The following is a 22,504-nucleotide window of genomic DNA, read 5'->3' as shown; positions in this document are numbered from 1 at the left end:
GTTGTATAGAAAATGGAAACTGTAGGTAGAAGTAAACTGAAAGTATTATGTACGGCTATAGCTGGGATCGTTTTGTTAATTTTAGGCATCCTGACGAGTATTTCTGTGGGAGCGTCCGATATTGATGCATCAATGGTTTTGAAGTCCTTTTTTGAGGCCGACTCGTCCAAGGAACAGACTATTATAAGGACTCTTCGATTACCACGAGCTTTAGTTGGAGCATTGGTCGGTGCCAATTTAGCGGTAGCGGGTGCTCTCATGCAGGCTATTACCCGGAATTCATTAGCTTCTCCACAAGTGTTTGGTGTTAATGCCGGTGCCTCATTTTTTATTGTGTCAGCTTTTGTTTTCTTTCCTAACCTTTCTTCCGTGTCTCTAGTTTGCGTTGCATTCATTGGTGCAGCAGTGGGAGGGATGGCAGTCTATTCTTTTGCTTCGGGAGGAGGAATGACCCAAGTGAAGCTGGCATTGGCTGGAATGGCTGTTCACTTTTTTTTATCTTCTTTAACGCAAGGCATGATCATCTTTAATGAACAAGCGAAAGATGTGCTCTATTGGTTAGTCGGGTCAATTAATGGAAAAACATGGGCCCACGTGAACATGATTCTTCCTTGGTCTATCTTCGGGCTGCTTGTTGCTGCCATGTTCTCTCGATCTGTTTCCATCCTTGTCTTAGGAGAAAATATGGCGCAGGGACTTGGGCAGCGCGTGAACCGAATCCGTATTTTAGCAGGAATATTGGTGATCATTTTGGCAGGGTCTTCGGTTGCCGTCGCAGGACCGGTAGGCTTTGTAGGTTTGATCATTCCTCATATCGTCAGGAGACTGGTGGGCGGGGATTATCGAAGGATCATCCCTTTTTCTGCATTATTCGGCGCTTTACTCTTAGTGTACGCAGATATTCTAGCACGTTTCATCGCTTATCCTTTTGAGTCGCCGGTAGGCATCGTAACCGCTATGATCGGTGCGCCATTCTTCCTTTATTTAGCGAAGAGAGGGAGGAATATTAAGCAATGAAACTAAAACGGACATTTGGGTTGAAATCAACTTTGCCCCCTTATGCTATTATCCTGTTGCTGACGGTTACCGTGCTGATTTTAGCAATGGTGAGCCTGGGCTTAGGGGCCATTTATATTTCACCTTTAGAAATTCTCCAAAATTTCCTTGGAAATGGCATGCAAAGTCAGACATTCATTCTGCACAACTATCGCATACCGCGCATTCTGATTGCCGTGATAGTGGGGGCCGGATTGGCAACGGCCGGAGCCATTCTGCAAGGAGTCCTTCGAAATCCGCTGGCTTCTCCAGATGTGATTGGGGTAACAAAAGGGGCAGGATTGGCAGCAGTTATCGTCATTGTTTTATTTCCGCAATCGCCCATTATCATACTGCCTCTTTCAGCATTTATCGGAGCGGCGGTCATGGCTGCCATTTTGATGATATTTGTTTATAAAAAAGGAGCTCAACCAAATACGATAGCTTTGGTCGGAATCGCTTTAGGGGCAATATGTCAAGCTGGCATAGAGTATTTCATGGTCAAGTTCCCGGATGATGTAAACACGACACTGCTGTGGTTGACTGGCAGTCTATGGGGAAGAGGATGGGATCAAGTATTCATTTTGCTACCATGTCTTATGCTTGTACCGGTATTGATTGCATTAACTTCAAAAATGGATGTACTGAGCCTTGGAGACGATATGGCCACAGGTCTCGGTGAAAGGTCAAAATTACTGCGTTATATATTGTTAAGCGTTTCAGTCATATTGATCGGAGTCTGTGTAGCTGCGGTTGGTTCAATCGGGTTCATTGGTTTGATCGCTCCCCATATTGCAAGGAGAGTGGTAGGGTCAAAATTCAAGGTTTTACTTCCCGCTTCAGCTCTTTTTGGTTCTATCTTTCTACTTGTTGCCGATAGCCTGGGAAGAGGATTGTTCCCTCCAATAGAAATCCCCGCCGGTATTATCACTGCGGTGATTGGTGTACCATATTTTTTATATCTATTGCGCCGTGAAAGAAAAATAACATAAGGAAGGCTGAATATCATGACAACATTATCAGCAGAGCATCTTTCGCTCTCTTATGGGGCAACTCAAATCATTGATAATATCGATTTGGAAATTCCTGAAGGTAAGATCAGTATAATCATTGGTTCCAATGGTTGTGGCAAATCTACGATTCTGCGGTCCCTAGCTAGATTATTGATGCCGCAGCAAGGCACGATCTATTTAGATGGAAAGTCCATTCATCAGCAATCTTCCAAAGAAGTGGCCAAGAAATTGGCCATCTTACCCCAAGCTCCGGAAGCTCCGGAAGATATAACCGTTAAAGAACTATGCTATTATGGCAGGCATCCGCACAAAGGCTTATTTTCCAGACAAACCCCAGAAGATCATAGGATTGTCGAACGTGCCTTATCAGCAACAAAAATGACGGAGTTCGCTGATCGGACATTGGATGCCTTATCTGGAGGACAAAGGCAAAGAGCGTGGATTTCGATGGCCTTGGTACAAGAAACCGACCTTTTACTGTTAGATGAACCGACAACCTATCTGGATTTAGCGCACCAAATTGAAATATTGGAATTACTGCGCGATTTAAACGAAACGTATGGACGCACGATTGTCATGGTTCTGCATGATTTGAATCAAGCGGCACAGTATGCCGATCATCTGATTAGCATCAAGCAGGGAAAAATCTATAAAGAGGGACCGCCTGAAACGGTATTCACAAAAGAGATGATCAAGGACGTTTTCAGACTGGAATGCTGCATTATTGAAAACCCTGTTGATCAAACGCCTCTATGCATTCCCATAGGTTTATCTCAGGATTAGAAAAACTATTTCTAATAAAGTTAGAGATGCATTTAGAGTCTATCGAAGGCAAAAAAACATCAGGGGGATTTCCCATCCCCCTGATGTTTTTTTGTTCTTATTTATTTCCTGGGGCAGGTTGATCGACCCCTGTAATTCTATGTCTATGCCCATCATCTTCCGTTGTATAGAAATCATAGTAATGAACATGCATTCCATTTCCAACCGGAATGGGCGGTCCCGAATATGCCTTATAATAATGGGAATGTCCATCCTCAAATAACACATATCCTTCAGTATAATGAATATGTCCTCCCTCTTGTGATGAAATTGGCGGGGATGTTACATCTAAACATTGATGGACATGGCCGTCCGCTATGGAAGTATAATCAACAGATCCATGATTGTGATGTGGTACAAACCCAGATACAAAATCATTTTTTCCTACCTTATTCAATCTCTTCACCCCTTGTACTAATAAAAAAACTTTTATAAAACATATGCTTGGAACAACAAGAAGATTCTTAACGACAAATTTATGAAGGAGGGATTAAAACGTGGAAAACCAGAATCATAATATAATAATTCCACAGTTAAATGTTAAAATGGAAAGACTTATATATTAAAGGAGACTATTATTTTGGAAGCCAAATGTATTAAATTCTATGAGTTTGGGAATCCGCAAACGGTTTTAAAGGTTGAAAATAAATGTATTCAAAGACCTTTCGAGGGGGAAGTCCTCGTCCGGATGATCACACGTCCCATTAATCCGTCTGACTTGCTGCCCATTCGCGGCGCCTATTCCCACCGAATCCCCTTGCCTTCCATACCTGGTTATGAAGGGGTCGGCATTGTTGAAGAAGTGGGTCCAGCAGTTTCGAAAGAGCTGATAGGCAAGCGTGTTCTGCCCTTGCGCGGTGAAGGGACCTGGCAGGATTTTGTTAAAACATCAGCGGAGCTGGCCATCGTCATTCCGGATTCGATTGAAGAGCATATAGCAGCGCAATTATATATAAATCCGGTAACCGCATGGCTAATCTGTACAGAAGTATTAACTTTGAAACCGGATGATGTATTACTCGTAAATGCTTGCGGATCTTCCATTGGCCGTATACTCGCCCAGTTATCCAAGATTCTTGGATTTAAGCTGATTGCTGTAACGAGAAACGATAAGTATACGGAAGAACTGCTTAAACTTGGTGCTTCATATGTGATCGATACATCCCGATCATCATTGCATGATACTGTGATTGAAATGACGAATGGGCGCGGCGCGAAAGCGGCCATAGATTCAGTGGGCGGCATCGATGGTTCAGAACTGGCTTTTTGTGTACGGCCTAATGGCATCTTATTGACGATTGGCCTTTTATCAGGACAGCCTGTGAATTGGGCGGAAATTTCACGAAGGACAAAAGTGGATGTTAAAATGTTTCATCTTCGGCATTGGAATCAGCAGGCTTCCGTTCGAACTTGGCAGGAAACATTTAACCTTTTGATGGGGTTCATTGCTGATGAAAAGTTGAAGATCATGATGCCCGATTCCCACTACAGCCTTCAAGATGTTAAGGAAGCGATTATTGTCACGAGCAATAAAGGGAAGATATTTTTAAGCAGCTGATTTCACAAAGGATAACCACTTAATTGAAGCATTTATCTTGGTGCTCTTCCAATAGGTTCCTAAGGTAAAGTGAAATGGCCCCTGATAATATGGAATTACTTGATTACCTGTAAGGTGCTAGTTTAGAATGCGGAATAGGACATGTTGATACTGATACGACTTTGGAGGAAATACTTATGAAAACAATATATGTGAATGCTACATTTTTTACGATGGACAAGGAAAACCAAATCATTGAAAACGGCATGATGATTGTACAAGATCATACCATATCCTACATCGGCCAGCATGATGAACAGCAATTGGCAGATGCAGATCATGTGGTCAACCTTGGCGGGAAATGGATCATGCCAGGCCTTGTGAATGCCCATTCGCATATTGTAATGACCCTTTTACGCGGTATCGGGGACGATATGCTGCTGAAGCCATGGCTTGAAACGAAAATATGGCCGATCGAAAGCCAGTTTACAACGGAAATCGCCACTGTAAGTTCACAGCTAGGCATTATGGAAATGATGAAATCAGGAACCACGACATTTTCGGATATGTTCAATCCTAATGGAATAGATGCCGGTGCCGTCATGGAGACGATAGGCGAAACAGGAATGCGTGGAGCCTTTTCCTATACAATTTTCAGCTTGGGTACCGAAAAAGATCAAAAAGCGAACCTCATGGGGGCTGAGCAGTTTTCAAAAAACTATAAAGCATTTGCCGATGGCCGCCTGACTACCATGGTCGCACCACATAGCCCATATGCCTGCACGCCTGAAGCGATCATGGAAAGTGCACGAATTGCGAAAGAGAATGATTTGATGGTGCACATCCACGTATCGGAAACGGACTTTGAAATCCTCGACATCGAAAAACGTTACGGATCCCGTCCAGTCGAGCACCTCCGCCGTCTAGGCCTGTTCGATCAGCCCACCGTCATGGCACATGGTGTGGTCCTTAATGATGAAGAGCGGGCGATCCTAAAACAGCATGATGTTCGCGTTGCCCATAATCCAATCAGTAACCTGAAGCTCGGATCTGGGATAGCAGATGTCGTCAGCCTTCTTGATGCAGGCATTAAAGTGGGAGTGGCAACGGATGGCGTTGCCTCCAATAACAACTTCGATATGTTCGAAGAAATGAGGACAGCCGCATTACTGCAAAAAGGAATGTATAAGGATGCCACAAAATTCCCTGCCCAAACAGCACTCGCCATGGCCACAAGAATGGGCGCCGAAGCGATAGGCATGGGTCACACAGGATCACTGGAAGCTGGTAAAAAAGCGGATTTCATCACCATTTACCCATATAACAAAGAACACCTGCAGCCACTGAGTGAAGCCTATTCGCACCTTCTCTATGCAGCACGCGGAAATGACGTATGTGATGTATACATTGATGGAAAAGTGGTAGTGAAAGATGGCCGCTGCTTAACGATCGATGAAGAAAAAGTAATCGCCGAAACCAATCGTCTGCAAGGAACCCTATCACGATAACACTGATGGGAAAACAACCGGATGCACAGAAGAAAGGAGCTGTTATTGCAGCTCCTTTTTTTATGGACTCGATGATTCATTTTGAGGAACTTATTATTATGTTTTAGTAAGGAATAGTTCGCATCGGATGGCAGTCAAAAAGGAATTACCGCTAGTATTGTGGATTGAACTACCCGCCACTAATCGACCTTATGGTCTGATTGAAGTGGGGGATTCCTAAGAACATTAGCCTATAGGCCAATTTTTAATTAGGCTAACCCCGTCGTTCCGACGGTTAGAAGCCTTATGGCTTCGTTCATTAGATTAAGTCCTGCGTTAATATCTCGATCGTGGTGAGTAAAACAAGAAGGACAATCCCATTCACGAAGTTTCAGATGTTTAACGTCTTTATTTTGGTACCCGCAGCTAGAACACAATTGGCTAGAAGCAAACGTTTTTGATACGGTCACGATTTGTTTACCATACCATCTTGCTTTGTATTCCAACATTTTTTTGAATTGGTACCAAGATACTTCACTAATCGCTTTAGCTAGTTTGTGATCTTTCATCATATTGGACACTTGCAAGTTTTCCATTCCAATAACATCGTGGTTTTTGATGATTTCGGTAGAGACTTTATGTAAGTAATCCATTCGGGCATTTGAAATTTTTTCGTGTAGGATGGCCACTTTTCGTTTTTGTTTTTGATAGTTTTTAGCTTCAGACAATGGGTTATTTCGATTCAAAGCTATTTCTTGTCGCCTTGAAAGAATCCGTTGTGCTTTGGCCAATTTTTTTTCGACCGTCCGGAAGAATTTTGGGTTTTGATAGACCGTACCATCTGAAAGAATTGCAAAGTTCTTCAAACCAACATCTACACCGCACGAACGATTCGTTTTAGGATGTACTTGTACATCGGTTTCGGCTAAAACGGAAATGAAGTATTTACCTGAAGGGTTCCGCCTGATTGTGGCATTGATGATTCGCCCTTCGACTTCGCGGCTTTTAGCAAAACGAACTAAACCGAGTTTGGGCAATTTGATTTGGTTTCCAATCATTCCGATATTTCCATTCGTATGTTTAGTCGTGTAGGACTGGACCGGATTCTTTTTTGATTTGAAGCGTGGAGACTTGTTTTGCTTTTTATAATATCGACTATAGGAATCTGCTAAATTTTCCACCGATTTCTGTAAGGCAATACTGTCTACTTCTTTCAGGAAAGAATATTCTTTCTTTAAAGCTGGAAGTTCTTTGATTGTTGCGTATTTATTCACAAAAGATCCTTTCCATTTATTAAAAGGTAATTGGCCGTTCTGCTTCATTTCTTCACAGATATACCAGTAAGCATCTTTCTCATTTTGTTTGCCTAAAAAGAAGTTATAGACAAAACGAGAGCAGCCAAATGTTTTATTGATGAGAACTAATTGTTCTTTCGTTGGATAGATTCGAAATTTATAAGCTTTGTTTACGACCATTGGTTTCACCCCCTTATTGTTATTATCAACCAGAGAACGTACGTTTGTCAAAAGGATACTTTGGTTTAGGCCAACCGCCATTCATCTCCCCCTTACCGCTGGGCTCTCGCCCTTCACACGCTTGAAGAGGGAGTCTTCTGGCGGGAAATGATAAAATTGTTCTTAGCACTTAGAAATCCGTCGTGAGTCCAGTTTCTTTGAAATATATAAACAAAGTAAGCAAGTTAAAAATATTAATAAGAAAATAGGGATGGCAAAAACGGTTAAAAACGAAAATATGAAAAAAATGCCGCTTACCGCAAATATGAGCCAACTGCTAATCAGCAAGCAGCTGGATAAAAAATCTTTAACCGCATGGATCATGTTTCACCAATGGTTGAAAAAGGAGGACAAGATGAATGGACAGGGAATCTTCATTATTAAAAGAGCATTTGTATCAGCTGGAGGAGAAATTGTTAAAATCTGAAGTTCGTACATCTCCAGAAGAGCTTTCATCCTTATTGAAAGATGATTTCTTTGAGTTCGGCAGTTCGGGTAACATATGGTCAAAAAGCGATTTTATGGGACAAGAGGGAGCCGGAGCGGTGAACATGACACTAAGTCAATTTGAGATGCATCCATTGTCTGATGATACCGTGCTAACTACATACCGGATTTTTGATGAAGATGAGCTGGAACATACCTTAAGAAGTTCAATCTGGAAATGTGCGAATGGAAAATGGCAGATGTTTTTTCATCAAGGCACAAAAACAAAAGGGCCCCTTTAAGACTTTTATTTATGAAAAAGAAAGTTTTCCCTGCTTGAAAACTATTTTACTAAAATGATAGGGGTGGATGAAGTTGATCTTTCGTACCATTGATACGGACAAAGATAAAGATACTATCATTAAATTCCGGAAAGATTCCTTTATTGTAAGTTTTGGAACTGATGCGGGTTTTGGAGATGAATATGCCTATCTGCAACGAATGGAAGAAAGGGTCCGCAAATTTCCGGATGGACAGGTGATCATTGAAAAGGACCAAGAACCGATTGGACAAATGGAACTTCAAATTCGGGAGTACGAAGGAACTGAAATTGGCTATGTGAATCTATTTTATCTTATTCCCGAATACCGCAGGAAAGGCCTTGGCAAGGAATTGGTTCGCTACGCAGAAAACTTTTTCAGGCAATTTAATGTAACCGAATATCACTTAAGGGTTTCTCCGGATAATCAAAGGGCGATTTCTTTATATACGAATTCAGGCATGGTGAAGATAAGGGAAGAAAATGAAAAATACCCTGTATGGAGAATGAGCAAATCATTATAAGTAGAAATATAAAATATATTGATATAATAAAAAAAGTATCGATTCACTATACTATGAAACTATTTATCGCGATGAAAAATATAGTTGACTTTAGCGAAATTAGAATATATAGTGAAGGACATAATTAAATATAACGTTAATTCTTATCAAGAGATGTGGAGGGACTTGGCCCTATGATACCTCGGCAGCGGGTTTTTACTTTTGTAAAAATACTGTGCTAATTCCAACGGACGAAAGTTTGAAAGATAAGAAGGAGCTTTTCTTAGATAATTAATTTAAGAGTTTACTCTTTTTTATGTCTAAAAGAGGCCTCTTCTGTCTGATGACGGAAGAGGCCTCTTTTGTTTATTCAAATGTATATGGTTATTTTGAGAATGGGTGCAAATACTCGAGAGTTTCGTGCACTCACTCGTGAATTTCGAGCAATAATCGTGAGTTTGGTGTAATTACTCGTGAGTTTGGTGGGTTTACTCGTGAATTTCGCAGACTTACTCGTGAGTTTGGTGGATTTACTCGTGAATTTCGCAGACTTACTCGTGAGTTTGGTGGATTTACTCGTGAGTTTCGCAGATTTACTCGTGAGTTTGGCGCAATTACTCGTGAATTTTGCAGTTTTACTCGTGAATTTCGAAAATGTAACCCTATCATTATGAAACGTTGCAAAGCTCTTCTCTCTGGATAAGGAATTCGTACAAATAAACAGCATGGGGGGAGATTGGATGATTGAGTTTCAGGATGTTAAGAAGGTTTATCAAACAAAGAAACAGACTGTCGAGGCTTTGAAGGGCATTGATTTGACAGTGGAAAAGGGGGATATATTCGGGGTAGTCGGTTATAGCGGGGCCGGAAAGAGTACGTTGATCAGGTTGGTCAATTTGCTTGAACATCCTTCAGATGGTTCGGTGATTGTTGGGGGCAAGGATTTAACCAAATTGAACGCGAAGGAATTGCGGGCAGAAAAGAAAAAAATCGGGATGATCTTTCAGCATTTCAATTTGCTAAACTCAAAGACTGTTTTTGATAATATCGCCATGCCGCTGGTTTTATCGGGAACTCCGGCTAAGGAAATCAAAAAACGTGTAGGCGAGCTATTGGAGTTCGTTGGCTTATCAAGCAAAGCAAAGAGTTATCCGGAACAATTATCCGGCGGGCAAAAGCAGCGAATCGGCATTGCGAGGGCGTTGGCTACGAATCCATCGATCTTATTGTGTGATGAAGCTACGTCGGCATTGGATCCACAAACAACGAGTGCAGTTCTGCAGCTCTTAAAGAAAATTAATAAAGAATACAATATTACCATTCTGCTAATCACTCATGAGATGTCTGTCATTCGGGAAATTTGCAATAAGGTAGCGGTCATGGAGGGCGGCTGCGTCGTTGAACAAGGTTCGGTTTTCGAAGTTTTTGCCAAGCCGCAAACGGATATTGCAAAAAACTTCGTGAGAACGGTCATACATGACGAAATTCCACAAAGTTTCTTAAAAAGCATAGGATCGCATATCCCGATTATTTGGAAAATTAATTTTATTGGGACTACTTCGGGTACTCCTTTACTTTCAACGATCTCGAAGAAATATGATGTTCATTTAAGTGTCTTATCAGCCAATATTTCTGAAATCCAGGAAACGCCTTTCGGGAATTTGATCATCGAAGTGACAGGGAGCAAAAATGAGGTCGACAAGGCTTATCAATATATTAAAGATGAGGGGATTCTCGTCCAGGAGGTGCAAGTATAAATGGGTAATACGCTTTGGGGTATGGAAATAACGGCAGAGCAGCTGTCGACAGCTTTCGGTGACACACTTTATATGGTAGCCATCTCATTGATATTTTCCGGATTGATCGGGCTTCCGCTCGGTATCCTGCTTGTCATTACAAGAAAGGGTCACATCCTGGAGAATAAATGGATTTTTAATGTATTGAACCCGATCATCAATATCCTGCGGTCCGTTCCTTTCATCATCTTGCTTGTAGCACTCATTCCGCTTACAAGAATGATTGTCGGCAGTGCGATTGGAACGAATGCGGCCATTGTTCCGCTAATCTTTTACGCGGCTCCTTATATTGCCCGGCTTGTGGAAAACTCGCTGTTGGAAGTGGACAAAGGGATCATTGAGGCGGCTCAGGCGATGGGGGCGACGACATGGCAAATCATATACCGCTTTTTGATTCCCGAGGGACTTAGTTCGTTGATCCTTACATTTACAACAGCGACAATCGGCCTTGTTGGATCTACTGCGATGGCAGGTGCTGTCGGTGCAGGCGGGGTCGGGGATCTAGCCTTGGCTTACGGTTACCAAAGGTTCGATACGATGACGATGATCGTCACAGTGGCGGCGCTCGTGATCATCGTTCAATTATTGCAATCCACCGGGAACTTTGTTTCAAGAAAAATAAGAAGAAGATAAAACGAACAGGAGGCAGGAAAAATGAAAAAAATCTTATTAACGATCATGGTATTGGCATTGGCCATCGTGGCTGCAGCATGCGGGAACGATGAGGGTGCATCAGGGAGTTCGGATGATGTGAAAACTGTGAAAGTCGGTGTCAGTAGCGGGGATACGAGAACATGGGAATACATTGTCGATTTGGCGAAAGAGGAAGGACTTAATATCGAACTGGTCACTTTCAATGATTATATCCAACCGAACCTTGCGTTAAGCGAAGGTGAAATTGATGCCAATTCATTCCAAACAGTCGCCTATTTCGATGAATTCGTTCAAGATCAAAATCTGAAATTGGAGGCCATCGGGTCGACTGTCATTGCACCTATGGGCCTTTATTCGAAAAAACATAAAAGTCTCAAAGATCTTCCGGATGGTGCTACGATAGCCGTTCCGAATGAAGCAACAAACTTTGGCCGTGCACTGCTCCTGCTTCAGGAAGCTGGATTGATTACATTGAAAGAAGAATTCAATGGATCGGGATCTTTGGAAATCATTAAGGAAAATCCGAAAAACTTGAAAATCCAACCTGTTGCTGCCGGCAATACACCGCGTCTATTGGATGATGCCGATGCTTCAGCCATCAATAATAACTTTGCCGTCGAAGCAGGCCTTACATTAAAAGATTCTTTATTCCATGAAAGTAAAACGGCGAAACCATATATTAATATCATTGCAGTTAAAAAGGGAAATGCCGATCGTCCTGAGCTGCAAAAATTAGTGGAGCTTTATCAATCGAAAGAAGTGGAAGCGTTCATTGAAAAAACGTTTAAAGGAAACACCATTCCTGCCTATGTTTCTGTAGATGAATTAGTGAATTATCAAGACGCTTGGACAAAACCAGCTAATGAAAAGTAATGGATGCATTCAAGAAAAAGGGGAGATTAAGAGCATGGCGAGAGAATCAGTGCTGAAGCAGCATAAGCAGATCATTGAAGATCATATCGACCTTCATTCCGAATTATATATCGAAACGAGCCAAGCCATTCATGCCAAACCTGAAATTGGGAATCAAGAGTTCTTCGCTTCGGATACATTAACCGGAATACTTCAAAATGAAGGATTTGAAGTGACCCGCAATATTGCCGGGCATGAAACAGGATTCATCGCCAAAAAAATCTCTTCAAAGAAAGGACCTACAATTGCCTTTTTAGCCGAGTATGATGCATTGCCGGGTTTAGGCCATGCTTGCGGCCATAATATCATCGGAACAACGAGTGTTGCGGCAGGCATTTCCCTGGCTCAAGTGCTGGAGGAAACGGGCGGAGAGGTGATCGTTTTCGGAACACCGGCTGAAGAGGGTGGGCCGAATGGAAGTGCAAAAGGAAGCTTTGTGAAGCACGGTCTATTTGATGGGGTGGATGCGGCCATCCTTATCCATCCTGCAGGAAAAACGGGTGTAACAAGTCCGTTTTTGGCTGTCGACCCCCTTGATTTTCATTTTTACGGGAAGTCAGCCCATGCAGCAGCTGCACCTGAAGAAGGCGTGAATGCACTTGACGGTGTGATTCAGCTGTTCAATGGCATTAATGCTTTGCGTCAGCAGCTCCCGGCCGAGGTCAAAATTCACGGAATCATCACCAATGGCGGGGAAGCACCTAACATCATTCCTGAATATGCTTCCGCCAGATTTTACATTAGAGCAACAACATGGAAACTTTGCCAAGAAGTATCCAATAAAATACGTGCAGTTGCTGAAGGGGCAGCACTTGCCACAGGAAGCACGGTTAAAGTGGAACGTTTCCAAAATGAAGTACTCGATTTTGTCATCAATCCAGTTCTGGATGAACTGCTAAAAGAAGAACTGACTCAATTAGGGGAAGCGGTGGCTCCTCGAAAAGAGAGTGGCTTTGGCTCGACGGATGCAGGTAATGTAAGCCATGCAGTGCCGACAGCACATCCTTATATAAAAATTGGACATGATGAGTTGATTGCCCATACGAATGAATTCCGCGACTGTGCCAAATCTCCTGCTGGAGACAAAGCCATCTTGACCGGAGCAAAAGCTCTAGCACTTACAGGGTATAAATTGCTTTCGGATAAAGACCTGTTGGATCAAGTGAAAGCGGCATTTCATGAAGCGAAGCAAAAATAAATAAGATGAAGGAAAAAAATAGTTGACTACGGAGCATGTAGTTAGTATTATAATAATACCAAGTAATTGAATAGGAATTATAGGTTAATTGACCGGAAAACCGGAGACTTTTCTTTCATGTAAAGAGGTGTCTCCGGTTTTTTGTCAATACGCATTAAAAAGGAGGATTTATCATGGGGATATTATTGCGTAAAGCCATTGAGAAAAAAAGGAATTTCCTGATCAATAAGTTGATTAACAAGGGAGTTTATAAAAAGAATGACATCCATCTATTTGAATTGACCTTAACCGATTTAGAGAATGAATATATTAAAATAAGTAAAATCGAAGAGAAGGAATCCGATCATTCCCCCTGTCTAGGGATACATTTCATATAATATCAGAATAAAAGGAGAGGGTGAAATGAGGAAGGGTGTGGAAGAAAGGCGGAAGGAATTAATCTATAAACTTATGATCCATACTGTAAATAAAACGGTGGAACAGCTTATGAAGTTAACCTTGAAAGAATTGGAAACAGAATATAAAAAGGTTCAAAATGACTGTCACCCCCATAGTGATGCGGGTTCCATACATTGGATCCATACAAAACGGCTGTAGGGTGAATGTGGAACCTTAATTCACCATAAAAAATTCCAGCATTTTGCTAACGGCTGTTTGTGCTGATTCTGCATGATATTTTGAATGGTAAGGGTCGCTGAATCCGTGTCCCCCCATGAATTTATGAACTTCGACATCCTTAATTTCTAAGGCTGAAATTAACTCGTCGACATTAAATGATGGCTCTTCTAGTGGGAAAAATAGCAGTGCAGGGCATCGTGGCGCCAATTCTGCATAATTCCTAATACGCGAACCGTAGTAACCAACAATTCCATCGACACACTCTTCCTCACTGCACAGCCAAGCTACAGTTGCCCCTGCACTGAATCCAAGAATGAAAATCTTTTGGTATGCATCTTTTATATCCGATACTATATCCTTTATCTTATATAAAGCACCCGTGAAACCTACGTTCTCCATAAAATGCCGATAAGCAGCATCCTCTTCGGAATAATCAAATGGCCTCTCACGTTCTAACAAATCCGGACAGATCACATCAAAACCCTGTTTTGATAATAACTCACAAAAATCCTGCATATGTCGGTTCAGGCCATATATTTCGTGAATGACAATGATGACAGTATCGGACTTTTTCTGTATGTTCAGCATGTATAACCTCCTAAAACTGTGTAAAAATTAAAAACTAGATAGATAAAAGCCAACCAATTCTTTTCATCCTTAACTATTACAAATCATAAGTACATTACCATCAGGATCTTGAAAGTTAAAATAAGCAAAGTCTCCAATACGCTCTATTTCTTTAACAATACGTATGTTATTACCCTTAATGAATTTATAGGCTTCGTCTATATCCTTTACGTAGAAATTAAACAATACATTGTTGGATGGTTCGAATCTAAAATCAGGATCTAATGTATGGTCATCTAACGTTAATCCAGTTTCATATGTTATAGGAATATTGTAAACCGGCGATTCTACAGAATCACTATTATGAGGAATGCCGAGGAGATTACTATACCATCCAACTGATTTTTTTAAATCTTTAACATGAATGAAAACATTGTTAACTTTAGGGTAAATAGGAGAATTTATAGATAAAGAAAAGGTTGTTTAAGACAGCCCTTATCGTTAGCTATTCCAAATGCGTAGTACTATTTGAAAATCTTATAAGTTTGTATGGATGATCAGTATACTCAAGAAGATGTATTCCTGTATTATCAGAATTGAACCACACATCATTAATTGTGGGTGGTAATTGAAGAAAGCTTTCAATTATTTTAGTAATCATCCCTCCGTGGGATATAATGGCAATTCGTTTATAATTAGCACTGTTCTCTCTAATATAAGCGAGTACATTTTGAGCTCGTAATCTAAAATCTAAATTAGTCTCCCTATCCTGCATCTCTCGTAAATCTTCCAGAAGTGTTACTGGACATTTGATAGTATTTGATAAAGTTTCGGCAGTTTTACTAGCACGAAGCAAGGTGCTTGACCATATAAGTTCTGGTGGAAACTCAACGGATACCCGTCTGCACATTTTTTCTACTTGTTTAACTCCCTTAACAGTTAGTGGTAAGTCAGTAGTCCCTTTGTAATTTTCTTCTAGAAAATCGTCTTCTGACTCACCATGCCGAATTAATAATATCTGCAAGATATCACCTCAATTTTGTTTGTTTATCCCAATTTATAATTCTACTCAACTTTAATAAAACCTTTAAAAGAATAAAAATTGAGCTATTAGTTATATCTTTAAACTCTACATTAATGTTATAAGATCGTATCATGCCCTTTTTCACACGTTTATATGATTGTGGTGCTGTTAACAAGTAAGCTTCAGCACTCCTGAAGATAAGTTAACCCTTGAAATAGCAAAACAACCGCGTGACAAAATTGTAAGACGGCAGCTTAAACTGTTAGGAAGAACGATGGCGATATATTTCCTTTCTCTTTAATATGTAAGAAAAAGAGGAAGGTTGGGTATGAAATGGACTTTTTTGAGGTGAATACCAATGTATTCAGAATGATCAATGATTTAGGGAAACAGTACGATTATTTAAACCCTTCTGCCATTTTCATTGCCGAGTACATGGTATTTTTATTAGCTTTGGCAGTCATCGTAATATGGTTCACTCGAAATGAACAGAGTAGGATGATGGTTGTTTGTGGGATGATTACGTTTGTAATGGCTGAAATGATGGGAAAAATGGCAGGGAGATTACATTCGAATAATCAGCCATTTGCCGAATTGGCCAATGTTAATCAGTTAATTGAAAAAGCAGTGGATAATTCATTTCCAAGCGACCATACGATCTTGTTTTTCTCGTTTTGTGTATCGTTTTGGCTTTTCAAAAGAGGATGGTGGTTATTATGGATCATGCTGGCTTTCCTTGTTGGCATTTCCCGTATTTGGGTAGGTGTCCACTTTCCGGCGGATGTGCTGGCAGGAGCAATACTGAGCACCATTTCAGGATTGGCGGTATACCTTATTGTTCCTAAAATAAGCTTGATTCATAAATTATTAGGGGGATATAAGAGGTATGAAGAAATGGTTCTATCCCCGTTAACTAAATCGAAGGAAAAAAAATCAAAGGATTTGTAAGCGAAAACAGGGTTGCTAAGGCAGCCTTTTTTAATACAAAAATATCCATATCATGAATCTGATGGTAAAATTAAGTGAAAGCAATCCAGCGCAATGGGGGACTTAATATTGATTGATATCCAAGAAATCAAAGACATTATCAGGCATCGCTATCCATTTCTTTTAGTTGATAGAGTTTTGGAACTGGAAGAAGGAAAGAGGGCGGTGGCCATTAAAAACGTCACGGCAAATGAAGAGTTTTTTTCTGGTCACTTTCCCGATTACCCAGTGATGCCAGGTGTGTTGATCGTAGAGGCATTAGCACAGGTAAGTGCTGTTGTCATGCTTACAAAAGAAGAAAATAAAGGGCGGATTGGGCTTTTGGCCGGGATCGATGGATGCCGTTTTAAAAGGCAAGTAAAACCAGGGGACCAATTACGTTTAGAAGTGGAGATTACTCGCTTGAAAGGTCCTATCGGTAAAGGTACAGGAAGGGCTACTGTCGAGGGGGAAACTGTATGCGAGACAGAGCTCATTTTTGCTTTTGGTGATTGATGATGATACCGATAAAAAAAGCTTACGGGTATGTGACAAGAGTCAATAATGGAGAAAAACAGGTATTGGTTTTTCAACATCCCATTAAGGAAGCGGGTATACAGATACCCAAGGGAACGGTGAAGCCTCAAGAAGATGCTTACCAAGCAGTCATTAGGGAAATGAAAGAAGAAGCAGGTCTGGAACATTTTCATGTGGAGAAATTAATAACAGAAGATTTTTGGGAGAACGTCGATGGTGCCATACATAATAGATATTTTTATCAAATAAGTGTATCGAATGTTCCTGATGAATGGGACCATCAGCCGACGGGTGGAGGAGATGAAGCGGGGCTGACATTTCATTTCTTCTGGATTTCATCCGAACATGAAGTGCAACTTATCAAAGGGCATGGAGATTATTTAAACCGGATATTTACCTAACCTGCAGTTTATCACAGCCGGCCAAGATCATTATTGATCTTGGCCGGCTGTTTTTTTATGATCAGGTTTGTTTCTCGGTAATGAAAGTTTTGACGGTTGGCGGTTCATATGTAATGAATTGATCAAGAAGTCCATTAGGTTCCACATCTACCAGCGCCATGGAACGGAACTTTTCATGAAGGAACTGTTCGTCGGCCATATGGTTGAATAAAGCGACCAAGGGATCATAATAGTGATTGATATTTAAGAGTCCGCAAGGTTTTTGATGAAGACCAAGCTGAGCCCAAGTGAAAATCTCAAAGAATTCTTCCAATGTTCCAGGCCCGCCTGGCAAAGCCATGAACCCATCTGCAAGCTCAGCCATTTTTGCTTTTCTTTCATGCATGGATTCCACGACGATCAGCTCGGTTAAGTTCTTATGTGCTATTTCCTTTTTTTCTAGGAAATCCGGCATTACGCCAATTACATTTCCGCCTGCTTCCAAGACGGAATCTGCAACTGCACCCATGATTCCTACACTTGATCCTCCATAAACTAGGGTAATCTTACGTTTTGCCAGTTCCGCACCCAGTTTTTTAGCCTCTTCTACATAGACAGCAGATGCACCTTTGCTTGATCCACAAAATACAGCTAGACTTTTCAAAATATCACATCTCCCATTTAGTAATCTTGCTTTCTTATCATACAAAATTAAAGGGGATTTGTTAAACTTGAATGATAAAAAAGAAGGGTGGATGGATATGGACGTCACTGAATTTCAACAATGGGTAAAAGAATATTATGAAGCACGGGGATGGTCAGAATTGGACATTTTCATTCGCATTGGCTTTTTGGCAGAAGAAACTGGAGAGGTTGCACGAGCCATTCGCTCCCTTGAGATCGGCAGGGATAGACCTGATGAAGTGATTGGTTCTTTTGAAGAGAACATACAGGAACTAACCGAAGAATTGGGAGATGTGTTAGGAAACTTGATTGTGATTGCGAACAAATACAATATCCCCTTGGAGAAAGTGTTCAATGCCCATAAAAAGAAACTATCTGAACGCTATAATCAAGCATAAGTTTTTTTTTGTGTGAACAAAAAGTTTGCCTATATAATTTTAGTAAACCTGTGAAAGAGCTGTGACTATCAGCTCTTTTTCTTATGGGGCAAACGATAGTTCATCATCCCATTTTATTCCTGGAAAAGAAATAATTTCAGACTTTTATCCCCCTCCATTAATAAAGAATTCACAAAATATGGGTAGTATGCGCGATTGAGATTGGATTTTATTGGGTATACACTTGGATTAAAGGAATGAACGTTCATTCCGCATCTTTTGAAAAAAGGGGGGATCATTATGATCACGGCAGCAAATAAACGAGACAGTATAGTAAAAAGCGCTTTAGTGCTTTTCGCAGAACGGGGATATGATGCGACGACGATTCCGATGATTGCTGCATCGGCCGGAGTTGGAGCGGGTACCATTTATCGTTATTTCGAGAATAAGGAAGTGCTGGGCAACAAGATCTTTCAAGAGTACTTGGATATTTTCACTGAAACGGTCAAGAATGGATTTCCTCATGATGATTCAATTCGCACGCAGTTTCACCATATTTTTAAAACGATGGTTCACTTTACAACCGAGCAGGACCAAGCTCTTTATTTTATTAAAATCCATAGTGGAGCCCATTTTTTAAATGAAGATAGTCATGCCAGCTTTCAAGGGCTATTGAATATATTCAAAAACTTCTTTGATTCAGGAAAAGAGAAAAAAGAAATTAAGGAGCTTCCTTCTTCAGCTTTGATTGCCATCATTTACGGAGCTTTTCTTGAGCTTGAGCGACTTGTTCGCATCGGGGAGTTAGAACCTGACCCAAAACTTTTGGCAGATGTAGAAGAAAGCTTTTGGGATGCAGTGCGATTGCACGTTTGAGACACTTTCAATATAAACGGAATGAATGTTCATTCCGCAATCTAACTATCGTAAAGAGGTGCTAATAAAATGGAAAATACAACTCAGTTTCCACAGCCAAAGACATATGGCCCCCTAGGCAGCCTGCCTATCATTGATAAGGATAAGCCGCTTCAGTCTTTCATGAAGCTGGCACGAGAACTTGGGCCGATTTTTCAGTTTCAATTTCCGGGTCGAATCACTACATTCGTCTCCAGTGCTGCCCTCGCTAAAGAAATATGTGATGAAACAAGATTTGATAAGAAAGTCGGTCCAGCCCTGCAGAAAGTGAGGGCGTTTGGCGGTGATGGTCTCTTCACAAGTGAAACGAAGGAACCGAATTGGAAAAAGGCCCATAACATCCTGCTGCCCAGCTTTAGCCAGCAGGCAATGAGGGGCTATCATGCTAAAATGGTGGATCTTGCTACCCAGCTCATTCAAAAATGGGCTCGCCTGAATCCGGCTGATGAGATAGATGTTCCTGAGGATATGACACGATTGACCTTGGATACGATCGGACTATGCGGGTTCAATTACCGCTTTAACAGTTTTTATCGGGAGACCACCCATCCATTCGTCAACAGTATGGTGCGTGCGCTGGATGAAGCGATGAGCCAAACGCAGCGGCTTGGCATCCAAGATAAACTGATGATCAAATCTAAAAAACAATTCAGGGAAGACATTCAATATATGTTCTCTCTAGTGGATGAATTGATTGCCGAACGAAAACAAAATGGCGATCACGGAGAAGATGACCTTCTTTCCCATATGTTGAAAGGAGTCGATCCTGAAACGGGTGCATCACTGGATGATGAAAATATTCGTTTCCAAATCATTACCTTTTTAATAGCTGGGCATGAAACGACGAGCGGTCTTCTATCGTTCGCCATCTATTTCCTCATGAATAACAGAGACAAGTTAAAAAAAGCGCAGCAGGAAGTCGATGAAGTGCTGGGTGATGATGTTCCTGATTACAAACAGGTGAAAAAGCTGAAATATGTCCGGATGGTGCTGAATGAAACGCTTCGTCTGTGGCCGACAGCTCCGTCGTTTTCTGTTTATGCAAAAGATGATACCATGCTGGATGGAAAATACAATGTGAAGAAAGATGATGTGTTCTCGCTGCTCATTCCCGAGCTTCACCGTGATCCATCCGTTTGGGGTGATGACGTTGAATCGTTCATTCCTGAGCGGTTCGAGGATTTGGATTCCATCCCTTATCATGCGTATAAACCGTTTGGAAACGGGCAGCGCGCCTGTATCGGACAGCAGTTTGCCCTTCATGAAGCGACACTGGTACTTGGCATGGTTTTACAGCACTTTGACCTGATCGATCATGAAGAATATCAATTGGAAGTTAAAGAAACATTGACTCTTAAACCGGACGGATTGACCATGCGCGTTTTACCGAGGAAGAAGGCGTTATCGTTTACCGTTGCTTCTTCAGAACCAAAGTCTCCGGAAAAAGGTGCCGCGGTATCTCCAACCGAATCAGTACATGGAACACCATTACTCGTCCTGTATGGATCAAACATGGGAACAGCGGAAGGGATTGCTCGCGACCTTGCCGAAACAGGGAAGCGGCAAGGCTTCCATGCCGAAGTTGCCCCTTTAAATGATTATACCGATCGGCTTCCAAAAGAGGGAGCTGTTCTCATAGTCACGGCATCCTATAATGGAAATCCCCCTGATAATGCAGGTGACTTCGTTTCATGGCTGAAGGAAAGCCATGGTGAAACATTGGATGGTGTTCACTATGCGGTCTTCGGCTGCGGGGACCGGAATTGGGCCAATACGTACCAACGCATTCCAAACCTCATTGATGAGCGGCTGGAACAAAAAGGAGCAGTGCGGCTGTCAGAAACAGGCTATGGGGATGCAAGCGATGACTTTGAAGGGGATTACGAGAAATGGTCAGAAGCCCTTTGGCCTAATCTTGCCGAAACCCTGAACATTGAAGTGAATAAGAATGATCGGGAAGTCAGCTCGATTACGATGAACTTCGTAAGTGATGTGAGCGGCACACCGCTTGCCCGCACCCATCATGCGTTTACATCCATTGTAAAAAGGAATACTGAATTACAACATGAAGATAGCGGAAGAAGTACACGGCATATAGAATTAACGCTCCCAGAGGGAATACATTATCAGGAAGGCGATCATCTTGGGGTGCTTCCGCAAAATCCAGCGGAACTTGTCGAGCGAGTGCTCAATCGATTTAACCTAAACGGCCAAGATTACGTGAATCTGACTGGGGATTCCGGAAAAGCTGCCCATCTTCCTACAGGAAAACCGGTAAAACTGGAAGAGTTACTATCAAACCATGTGGAGTTCCAAGAACCCGCCACCCGGTCTCAAATACGGGCGCTTGCCACTCATACGGTATGTCCTCCACATGTAAAAGAACTTGAAGATCTTCTATTGGATAATACCTATAAACAAGAAATCCTGAACAAGCGCATAACCATGCTTGACCTAATCGAAAAGTATCTTGCATGTGAAATCCCGTTTGAACGTTTCCTGGCTTTACTGCCACCTTTAAAAGCAAGATACTACTCCATCTCAAGCTCACCACTCCACAACGAAGGAGAAGCAAGCATCACCGTAAGCGTCGTCCGTGGAGAAGCTTTGAGCGGCAACGGGGAATACAAAGGAATTGCATCGAATTATTTGGCAGAACGCTCCCAAGGAGACAAAATAGCCTGCTTTATCAATACGCCGCAATCCAACTTCCAGCTGCCAAAGCAAACAGGAAAACCAATCATCATGATCGGCCCTGGAACAGGCATTGCACCATTCAGGGGATTCATACAATCACGTCGCGCTTTAAAAGAAAAAGGTGAAACGCTAGGGACGGCCCACCTCTACTTTGGATGCCGTAATCCGGAACACGATTTCCTCTATCAAGAAGAACTCGTCCAAGCCGAACGAGAGGGCCTTGTAACACTGCACACCGCTTACTCCAGATGTCCCGGTCAAGAAAAAACATATGTCCAGAACCGATTGGCGGAAAACGCCCATGACATCCTTCCTTTATTAAAAGAAGAAGGAGGACACCTATACATCTGCGGAGACGGAAGCAAAATGGCGCCAGATGTTGAAAGAACCATAATTGACAGCTATATGCATATCTATCAAACTCAGAGAGAAGAAGCCACAGAATGGCTGCAATCATTAGAGGAGAATGGCAGATATGCGAAAGATGTTTGGGCAGGAGCATAAATAAGAAAAGCAGCGATCC

The 22,504-nt window shown here is 41.7% G+C and carries 26 protein-coding genes and 1 riboswitch; of the genes, 20 read left to right on the top strand and 6 right to left on the bottom strand.

Annotated features, from left to right (window positions below; all coding sequences use genetic code 11):
• Positions 1-12: 12 nt before the first annotated feature.
• From ACJ9PY_RS21545 to ACJ9PY_RS21535, 3 genes are read left to right on the top strand one after another with little or no spacing between them, the layout of a single operon-like run.
• On the top strand, positions 13-1,017 hold the full coding sequence (locus tag ACJ9PY_RS21545; RefSeq protein ID WP_063575203.1) for a FecCD family ABC transporter permease: 1,005 nt from the start codon (positions 13-15) through the stop codon (positions 1,015-1,017).
• Entirely contained in the window at positions 1,014-2,027 is a 1,014-nt protein-coding gene (locus tag ACJ9PY_RS21540; RefSeq protein ID WP_411738964.1) for a FecCD family ABC transporter permease, read from the top strand. The genes ACJ9PY_RS21545 and ACJ9PY_RS21540 overlap by 4 nt, the downstream gene beginning before the upstream one ends.
• A gap of 15 nt (positions 2,028-2,042) precedes the next feature.
• On the top strand, positions 2,043-2,831 hold the full coding sequence (locus ACJ9PY_RS21535) for an ABC transporter ATP-binding protein (protein ID WP_063575205.1): 789 nt from the start codon (positions 2,043-2,045) through the stop codon (positions 2,829-2,831).
• Between the two features lie 97 nt (positions 2,832-2,928).
• On the opposite strand, the gene ACJ9PY_RS21530 is transcribed toward ACJ9PY_RS21535, so the two are convergent.
• Positions 2,929-3,267: a YmaF family protein gene (locus tag ACJ9PY_RS21530; RefSeq protein WP_053537360.1), complete on the bottom strand. Its 339-nt coding sequence runs from the start codon at positions 3,265-3,267 to the stop codon at positions 2,929-2,931.
• 183 nt (positions 3,268-3,450) lie between these two features.
• Between ACJ9PY_RS21530 and ACJ9PY_RS21525 the strand changes: the two genes are divergently transcribed.
• Positions 3,451-4,428, top strand: coding sequence for a zinc-dependent alcohol dehydrogenase family protein (locus ACJ9PY_RS21525; RefSeq protein WP_411738963.1), 978 nt, complete (start codon positions 3,451-3,453; stop codon positions 4,426-4,428).
• 176 nt (positions 4,429-4,604) lie between these two features.
• The gene (locus ACJ9PY_RS21520; protein ID WP_063575207.1) at positions 4,605-5,915 is read left to right on the top strand and encodes an amidohydrolase family protein; all 1,311 of its coding nucleotides are present in this window, start codon (positions 4,605-4,607) and stop codon (positions 5,913-5,915) included.
• 248 nt (positions 5,916-6,163) lie between these two features.
• Here ACJ9PY_RS21520 and tnpB read toward each other — a convergent pair whose 3' ends face one another.
• Positions 6,164-7,369, bottom strand: coding sequence for an IS200/IS605 family element RNA-guided endonuclease TnpB (gene tnpB / locus ACJ9PY_RS21515; protein WP_411738961.1), 1,206 nt, complete (start codon positions 7,367-7,369; stop codon positions 6,164-6,166).
• Between the two features lie 398 nt (positions 7,370-7,767).
• Between tnpB and ACJ9PY_RS21510 the strand changes: the two genes are divergently transcribed.
• From ACJ9PY_RS21510 to ACJ9PY_RS21470, 9 genes are all read left to right on the top strand, one after another.
• Positions 7,768-8,136 carry a DUF4440 domain-containing protein gene (locus ACJ9PY_RS21510; protein ID WP_411738960.1) on the top strand — a complete coding sequence of 123 codons (369 nt, stop codon included), beginning with the start codon at positions 7,768-7,770 and terminating at the stop codon, positions 8,134-8,136.
• Between the two features lie 67 nt (positions 8,137-8,203).
• Positions 8,204-8,677: a GNAT family N-acetyltransferase gene (locus ACJ9PY_RS21505; protein ID WP_411738959.1), complete on the top strand. Its 474-nt coding sequence runs from the start codon at positions 8,204-8,206 to the stop codon at positions 8,675-8,677.
• Between the two features lie 140 nt (positions 8,678-8,817).
• Positions 8,818-8,929, top strand: a riboswitch (SAM riboswitch).
• A 221-nt stretch (positions 8,930-9,150) separates the two neighbouring features.
• Positions 9,151-9,330 carry a hypothetical protein gene (locus ACJ9PY_RS21500; RefSeq protein ID WP_411738958.1) on the top strand — a complete coding sequence of 60 codons (180 nt, stop codon included), beginning with the start codon at positions 9,151-9,153 and terminating at the stop codon, positions 9,328-9,330.
• Positions 9,331-9,396: 66 nt separating this feature from the next.
• On the top strand, positions 9,397-10,413 hold the full coding sequence (locus ACJ9PY_RS21495) for a methionine ABC transporter ATP-binding protein (protein ID WP_411738957.1): 1,017 nt from the start codon (positions 9,397-9,399) through the stop codon (positions 10,411-10,413).
• Between the two features lie 21 nt (positions 10,414-10,434).
• A complete protein-coding gene (locus tag ACJ9PY_RS21490) occupies positions 10,435-11,085 on the top strand; it encodes a methionine ABC transporter permease (protein ID WP_411740307.1) in 651 nt (216 codons plus the stop codon).
• A 21-nt stretch (positions 11,086-11,106) separates the two neighbouring features.
• Positions 11,107-11,979: a MetQ/NlpA family ABC transporter substrate-binding protein gene (locus ACJ9PY_RS21485; protein ID WP_098863891.1), complete on the top strand. Its 873-nt coding sequence runs from the start codon at positions 11,107-11,109 to the stop codon at positions 11,977-11,979.
• Positions 11,980-12,013: 34 nt separating this feature from the next.
• A complete protein-coding gene (locus ACJ9PY_RS21480; RefSeq protein WP_411738956.1) occupies positions 12,014-13,216 on the top strand; it encodes a M20 family metallopeptidase in 1,203 nt (400 codons plus the stop codon).
• A gap of 173 nt (positions 13,217-13,389) precedes the next feature.
• Positions 13,390-13,593, top strand: coding sequence for a Fur-regulated basic protein FbpA (locus ACJ9PY_RS21475; protein WP_411738955.1), 204 nt, complete (start codon positions 13,390-13,392; stop codon positions 13,591-13,593).
• 25 nt (positions 13,594-13,618) lie between these two features.
• Positions 13,619-13,813 (top strand): Fur-regulated basic protein FbpA, encoded by a 195-nt coding sequence (locus tag ACJ9PY_RS21470; protein WP_258249091.1) that lies wholly within the window; start codon positions 13,619-13,621, stop codon positions 13,811-13,813.
• 15 nt (positions 13,814-13,828) lie between these two features.
• Here the strand turns inward: ACJ9PY_RS21470 and ACJ9PY_RS21465 are convergent, their stop codons facing one another.
• From ACJ9PY_RS21465 to ACJ9PY_RS21455, 3 genes are all read right to left on the bottom strand, one after another.
• Positions 13,829-14,422: a dienelactone hydrolase family protein gene (locus tag ACJ9PY_RS21465; RefSeq protein ID WP_411738954.1), complete on the bottom strand. Its 594-nt coding sequence runs from the start codon at positions 14,420-14,422 to the stop codon at positions 13,829-13,831.
• A 69-nt stretch (positions 14,423-14,491) separates the two neighbouring features.
• Positions 14,492-14,854 carry a VOC family protein gene (locus ACJ9PY_RS21460; RefSeq protein WP_411740306.1) on the bottom strand — a complete coding sequence of 121 codons (363 nt, stop codon included), beginning with the start codon at positions 14,852-14,854 and terminating at the stop codon, positions 14,492-14,494.
• A 52-nt stretch (positions 14,855-14,906) separates the two neighbouring features.
• A complete protein-coding gene (locus tag ACJ9PY_RS21455) occupies positions 14,907-15,425 on the bottom strand; it encodes a histidine phosphatase family protein (protein ID WP_411738953.1) in 519 nt (172 codons plus the stop codon).
• 333 nt (positions 15,426-15,758) lie between these two features.
• Between ACJ9PY_RS21455 and ACJ9PY_RS21450 the strand changes: the two genes are divergently transcribed.
• From ACJ9PY_RS21450 to ACJ9PY_RS21440, 3 genes are all read left to right on the top strand, one after another.
• Entirely contained in the window at positions 15,759-16,373 is a 615-nt protein-coding gene (locus tag ACJ9PY_RS21450) for an undecaprenyl-diphosphatase (protein WP_283929245.1), read from the top strand.
• Positions 16,374-16,481: 108 nt separating this feature from the next.
• Positions 16,482-16,907 carry a 3-hydroxyacyl-ACP dehydratase FabZ gene (gene fabZ / locus ACJ9PY_RS21445; protein WP_063575217.1) on the top strand — a complete coding sequence of 142 codons (426 nt, stop codon included), beginning with the start codon at positions 16,482-16,484 and terminating at the stop codon, positions 16,905-16,907.
• Positions 16,907-17,329, top strand: a complete 423-nt coding sequence (locus ACJ9PY_RS21440; RefSeq protein WP_411738952.1) for an NUDIX hydrolase — start codon at positions 16,907-16,909, stop codon at positions 17,327-17,329. The genes fabZ and ACJ9PY_RS21440 overlap by 1 nt, the downstream gene beginning before the upstream one ends.
• Positions 17,330-17,390: 61 nt before the next feature.
• Here the strand turns inward: ACJ9PY_RS21440 and ACJ9PY_RS21435 are convergent, their stop codons facing one another.
• Complete coding sequence (locus tag ACJ9PY_RS21435; protein ID WP_034304154.1) at positions 17,391-17,972, bottom strand: TIGR00730 family Rossman fold protein; 582 nt, start codon at positions 17,970-17,972, stop codon at positions 17,391-17,393.
• A 97-nt stretch (positions 17,973-18,069) separates the two neighbouring features.
• On the opposite strand from ACJ9PY_RS21435, the gene ACJ9PY_RS21430 reads away from it, so the two are divergent.
• The 3 genes from ACJ9PY_RS21430 (at position 18,070) to ACJ9PY_RS21420 (ending at position 22,485) form a co-directional block, all read left to right on the top strand.
• A complete protein-coding gene (locus ACJ9PY_RS21430) occupies positions 18,070-18,390 on the top strand; it encodes a MazG nucleotide pyrophosphohydrolase domain-containing protein (protein WP_411740305.1) in 321 nt (106 codons plus the stop codon).
• 279 nt (positions 18,391-18,669) lie between these two features.
• Positions 18,670-19,245 carry a TetR/AcrR family transcriptional regulator gene (locus ACJ9PY_RS21425; RefSeq protein ID WP_034304153.1) on the top strand — a complete coding sequence of 192 codons (576 nt, stop codon included), beginning with the start codon at positions 18,670-18,672 and terminating at the stop codon, positions 19,243-19,245.
• A gap of 69 nt (positions 19,246-19,314) precedes the next feature.
• Positions 19,315-22,485, top strand: coding sequence for a bifunctional cytochrome P450/NADPH--P450 reductase (locus tag ACJ9PY_RS21420; RefSeq protein ID WP_411738951.1), 3,171 nt, complete (start codon positions 19,315-19,317; stop codon positions 22,483-22,485).
• The last annotated feature ends 19 nt before the right edge of the window (positions 22,486-22,504 follow it).

Source organism: Peribacillus sp. S4, from assembly GCF_046715815.1.
GTDB lineage: Bacteria > Bacillota > Bacilli > Bacillales > DSM-1321 > Peribacillus > Peribacillus frigoritolerans.
Note: the sequence above shows the minus strand (reverse complement) of the source record. Positions and strands in the feature narration are given on the sequence as shown.

Excerpts from the sequence above, each read along its gene's own strand:
- ACJ9PY_RS21425 (WP_034304153.1), top strand. The coding sequence starts at position 18,670 with ATGATCACGGCAGCAAATAAACGAGACAGTATAGTAAAAAGCGCTTTA.
- ACJ9PY_RS21540 (WP_411738964.1), top strand. The coding sequence starts at position 1,014 with ATGAAACTAAAACGGACATTTGGGTTGAAATCAACTTTGCCCCCTTAT.
- ACJ9PY_RS21420 (WP_411738951.1), top strand. The coding sequence starts at position 19,315 with ATGGAAAATACAACTCAGTTTCCACAGCCAAAGACATATGGCCCCCTA.
- ACJ9PY_RS21470 (WP_258249091.1), top strand. The coding sequence starts at position 13,619 with ATGAGGAAGGGTGTGGAAGAAAGGCGGAAGGAATTAATCTATAAACTT.
- ACJ9PY_RS21430 (WP_411740305.1), top strand. The coding sequence starts at position 18,070 with ATGGACGTCACTGAATTTCAACAATGGGTAAAAGAATATTATGAAGCA.
- ACJ9PY_RS21520 (WP_063575207.1), top strand. The coding sequence starts at position 4,605 with ATGAAAACAATATATGTGAATGCTACATTTTTTACGATGGACAAGGAA.
- ACJ9PY_RS21535 (WP_063575205.1), top strand. The coding sequence starts at position 2,043 with ATGACAACATTATCAGCAGAGCATCTTTCGCTCTCTTATGGGGCAACT.
- ACJ9PY_RS21495 (WP_411738957.1), top strand. The coding sequence starts at position 9,397 with ATGATTGAGTTTCAGGATGTTAAGAAGGTTTATCAAACAAAGAAACAG.
- ACJ9PY_RS21475 (WP_411738955.1), top strand. The coding sequence starts at position 13,390 with ATGGGGATATTATTGCGTAAAGCCATTGAGAAAAAAAGGAATTTCCTG.
- ACJ9PY_RS21485 (WP_098863891.1), top strand. The coding sequence starts at position 11,107 with ATGAAAAAAATCTTATTAACGATCATGGTATTGGCATTGGCCATCGTG.
- ACJ9PY_RS21545 (WP_063575203.1), top strand. The coding sequence starts at position 13 with ATGGAAACTGTAGGTAGAAGTAAACTGAAAGTATTATGTACGGCTATA.
- ACJ9PY_RS21480 (WP_411738956.1), top strand. The coding sequence starts at position 12,014 with ATGGCGAGAGAATCAGTGCTGAAGCAGCATAAGCAGATCATTGAAGAT.
- ACJ9PY_RS21490 (WP_411740307.1), top strand. The coding sequence starts at position 10,435 with ATGGAAATAACGGCAGAGCAGCTGTCGACAGCTTTCGGTGACACACTT.
- ACJ9PY_RS21465 (WP_411738954.1), bottom strand. The coding sequence starts at position 14,422 with ATGCTGAACATACAGAAAAAGTCCGATACTGTCATCATTGTCATTCAC.
- tnpB (WP_411738961.1), bottom strand. The coding sequence starts at position 7,369 with ATGGTCGTAAACAAAGCTTATAAATTTCGAATCTATCCAACGAAAGAA.
- ACJ9PY_RS21440 (WP_411738952.1), top strand. The coding sequence starts at position 16,907 with ATGATGATACCGATAAAAAAAGCTTACGGGTATGTGACAAGAGTCAAT.
- ACJ9PY_RS21450 (WP_283929245.1), top strand. The coding sequence starts at position 15,759 with ATGGACTTTTTTGAGGTGAATACCAATGTATTCAGAATGATCAATGAT.
- ACJ9PY_RS21505 (WP_411738959.1), top strand. The coding sequence starts at position 8,204 with ATGAAGTTGATCTTTCGTACCATTGATACGGACAAAGATAAAGATACT.
- ACJ9PY_RS21510 (WP_411738960.1), top strand. The coding sequence starts at position 7,768 with ATGGACAGGGAATCTTCATTATTAAAAGAGCATTTGTATCAGCTGGAG.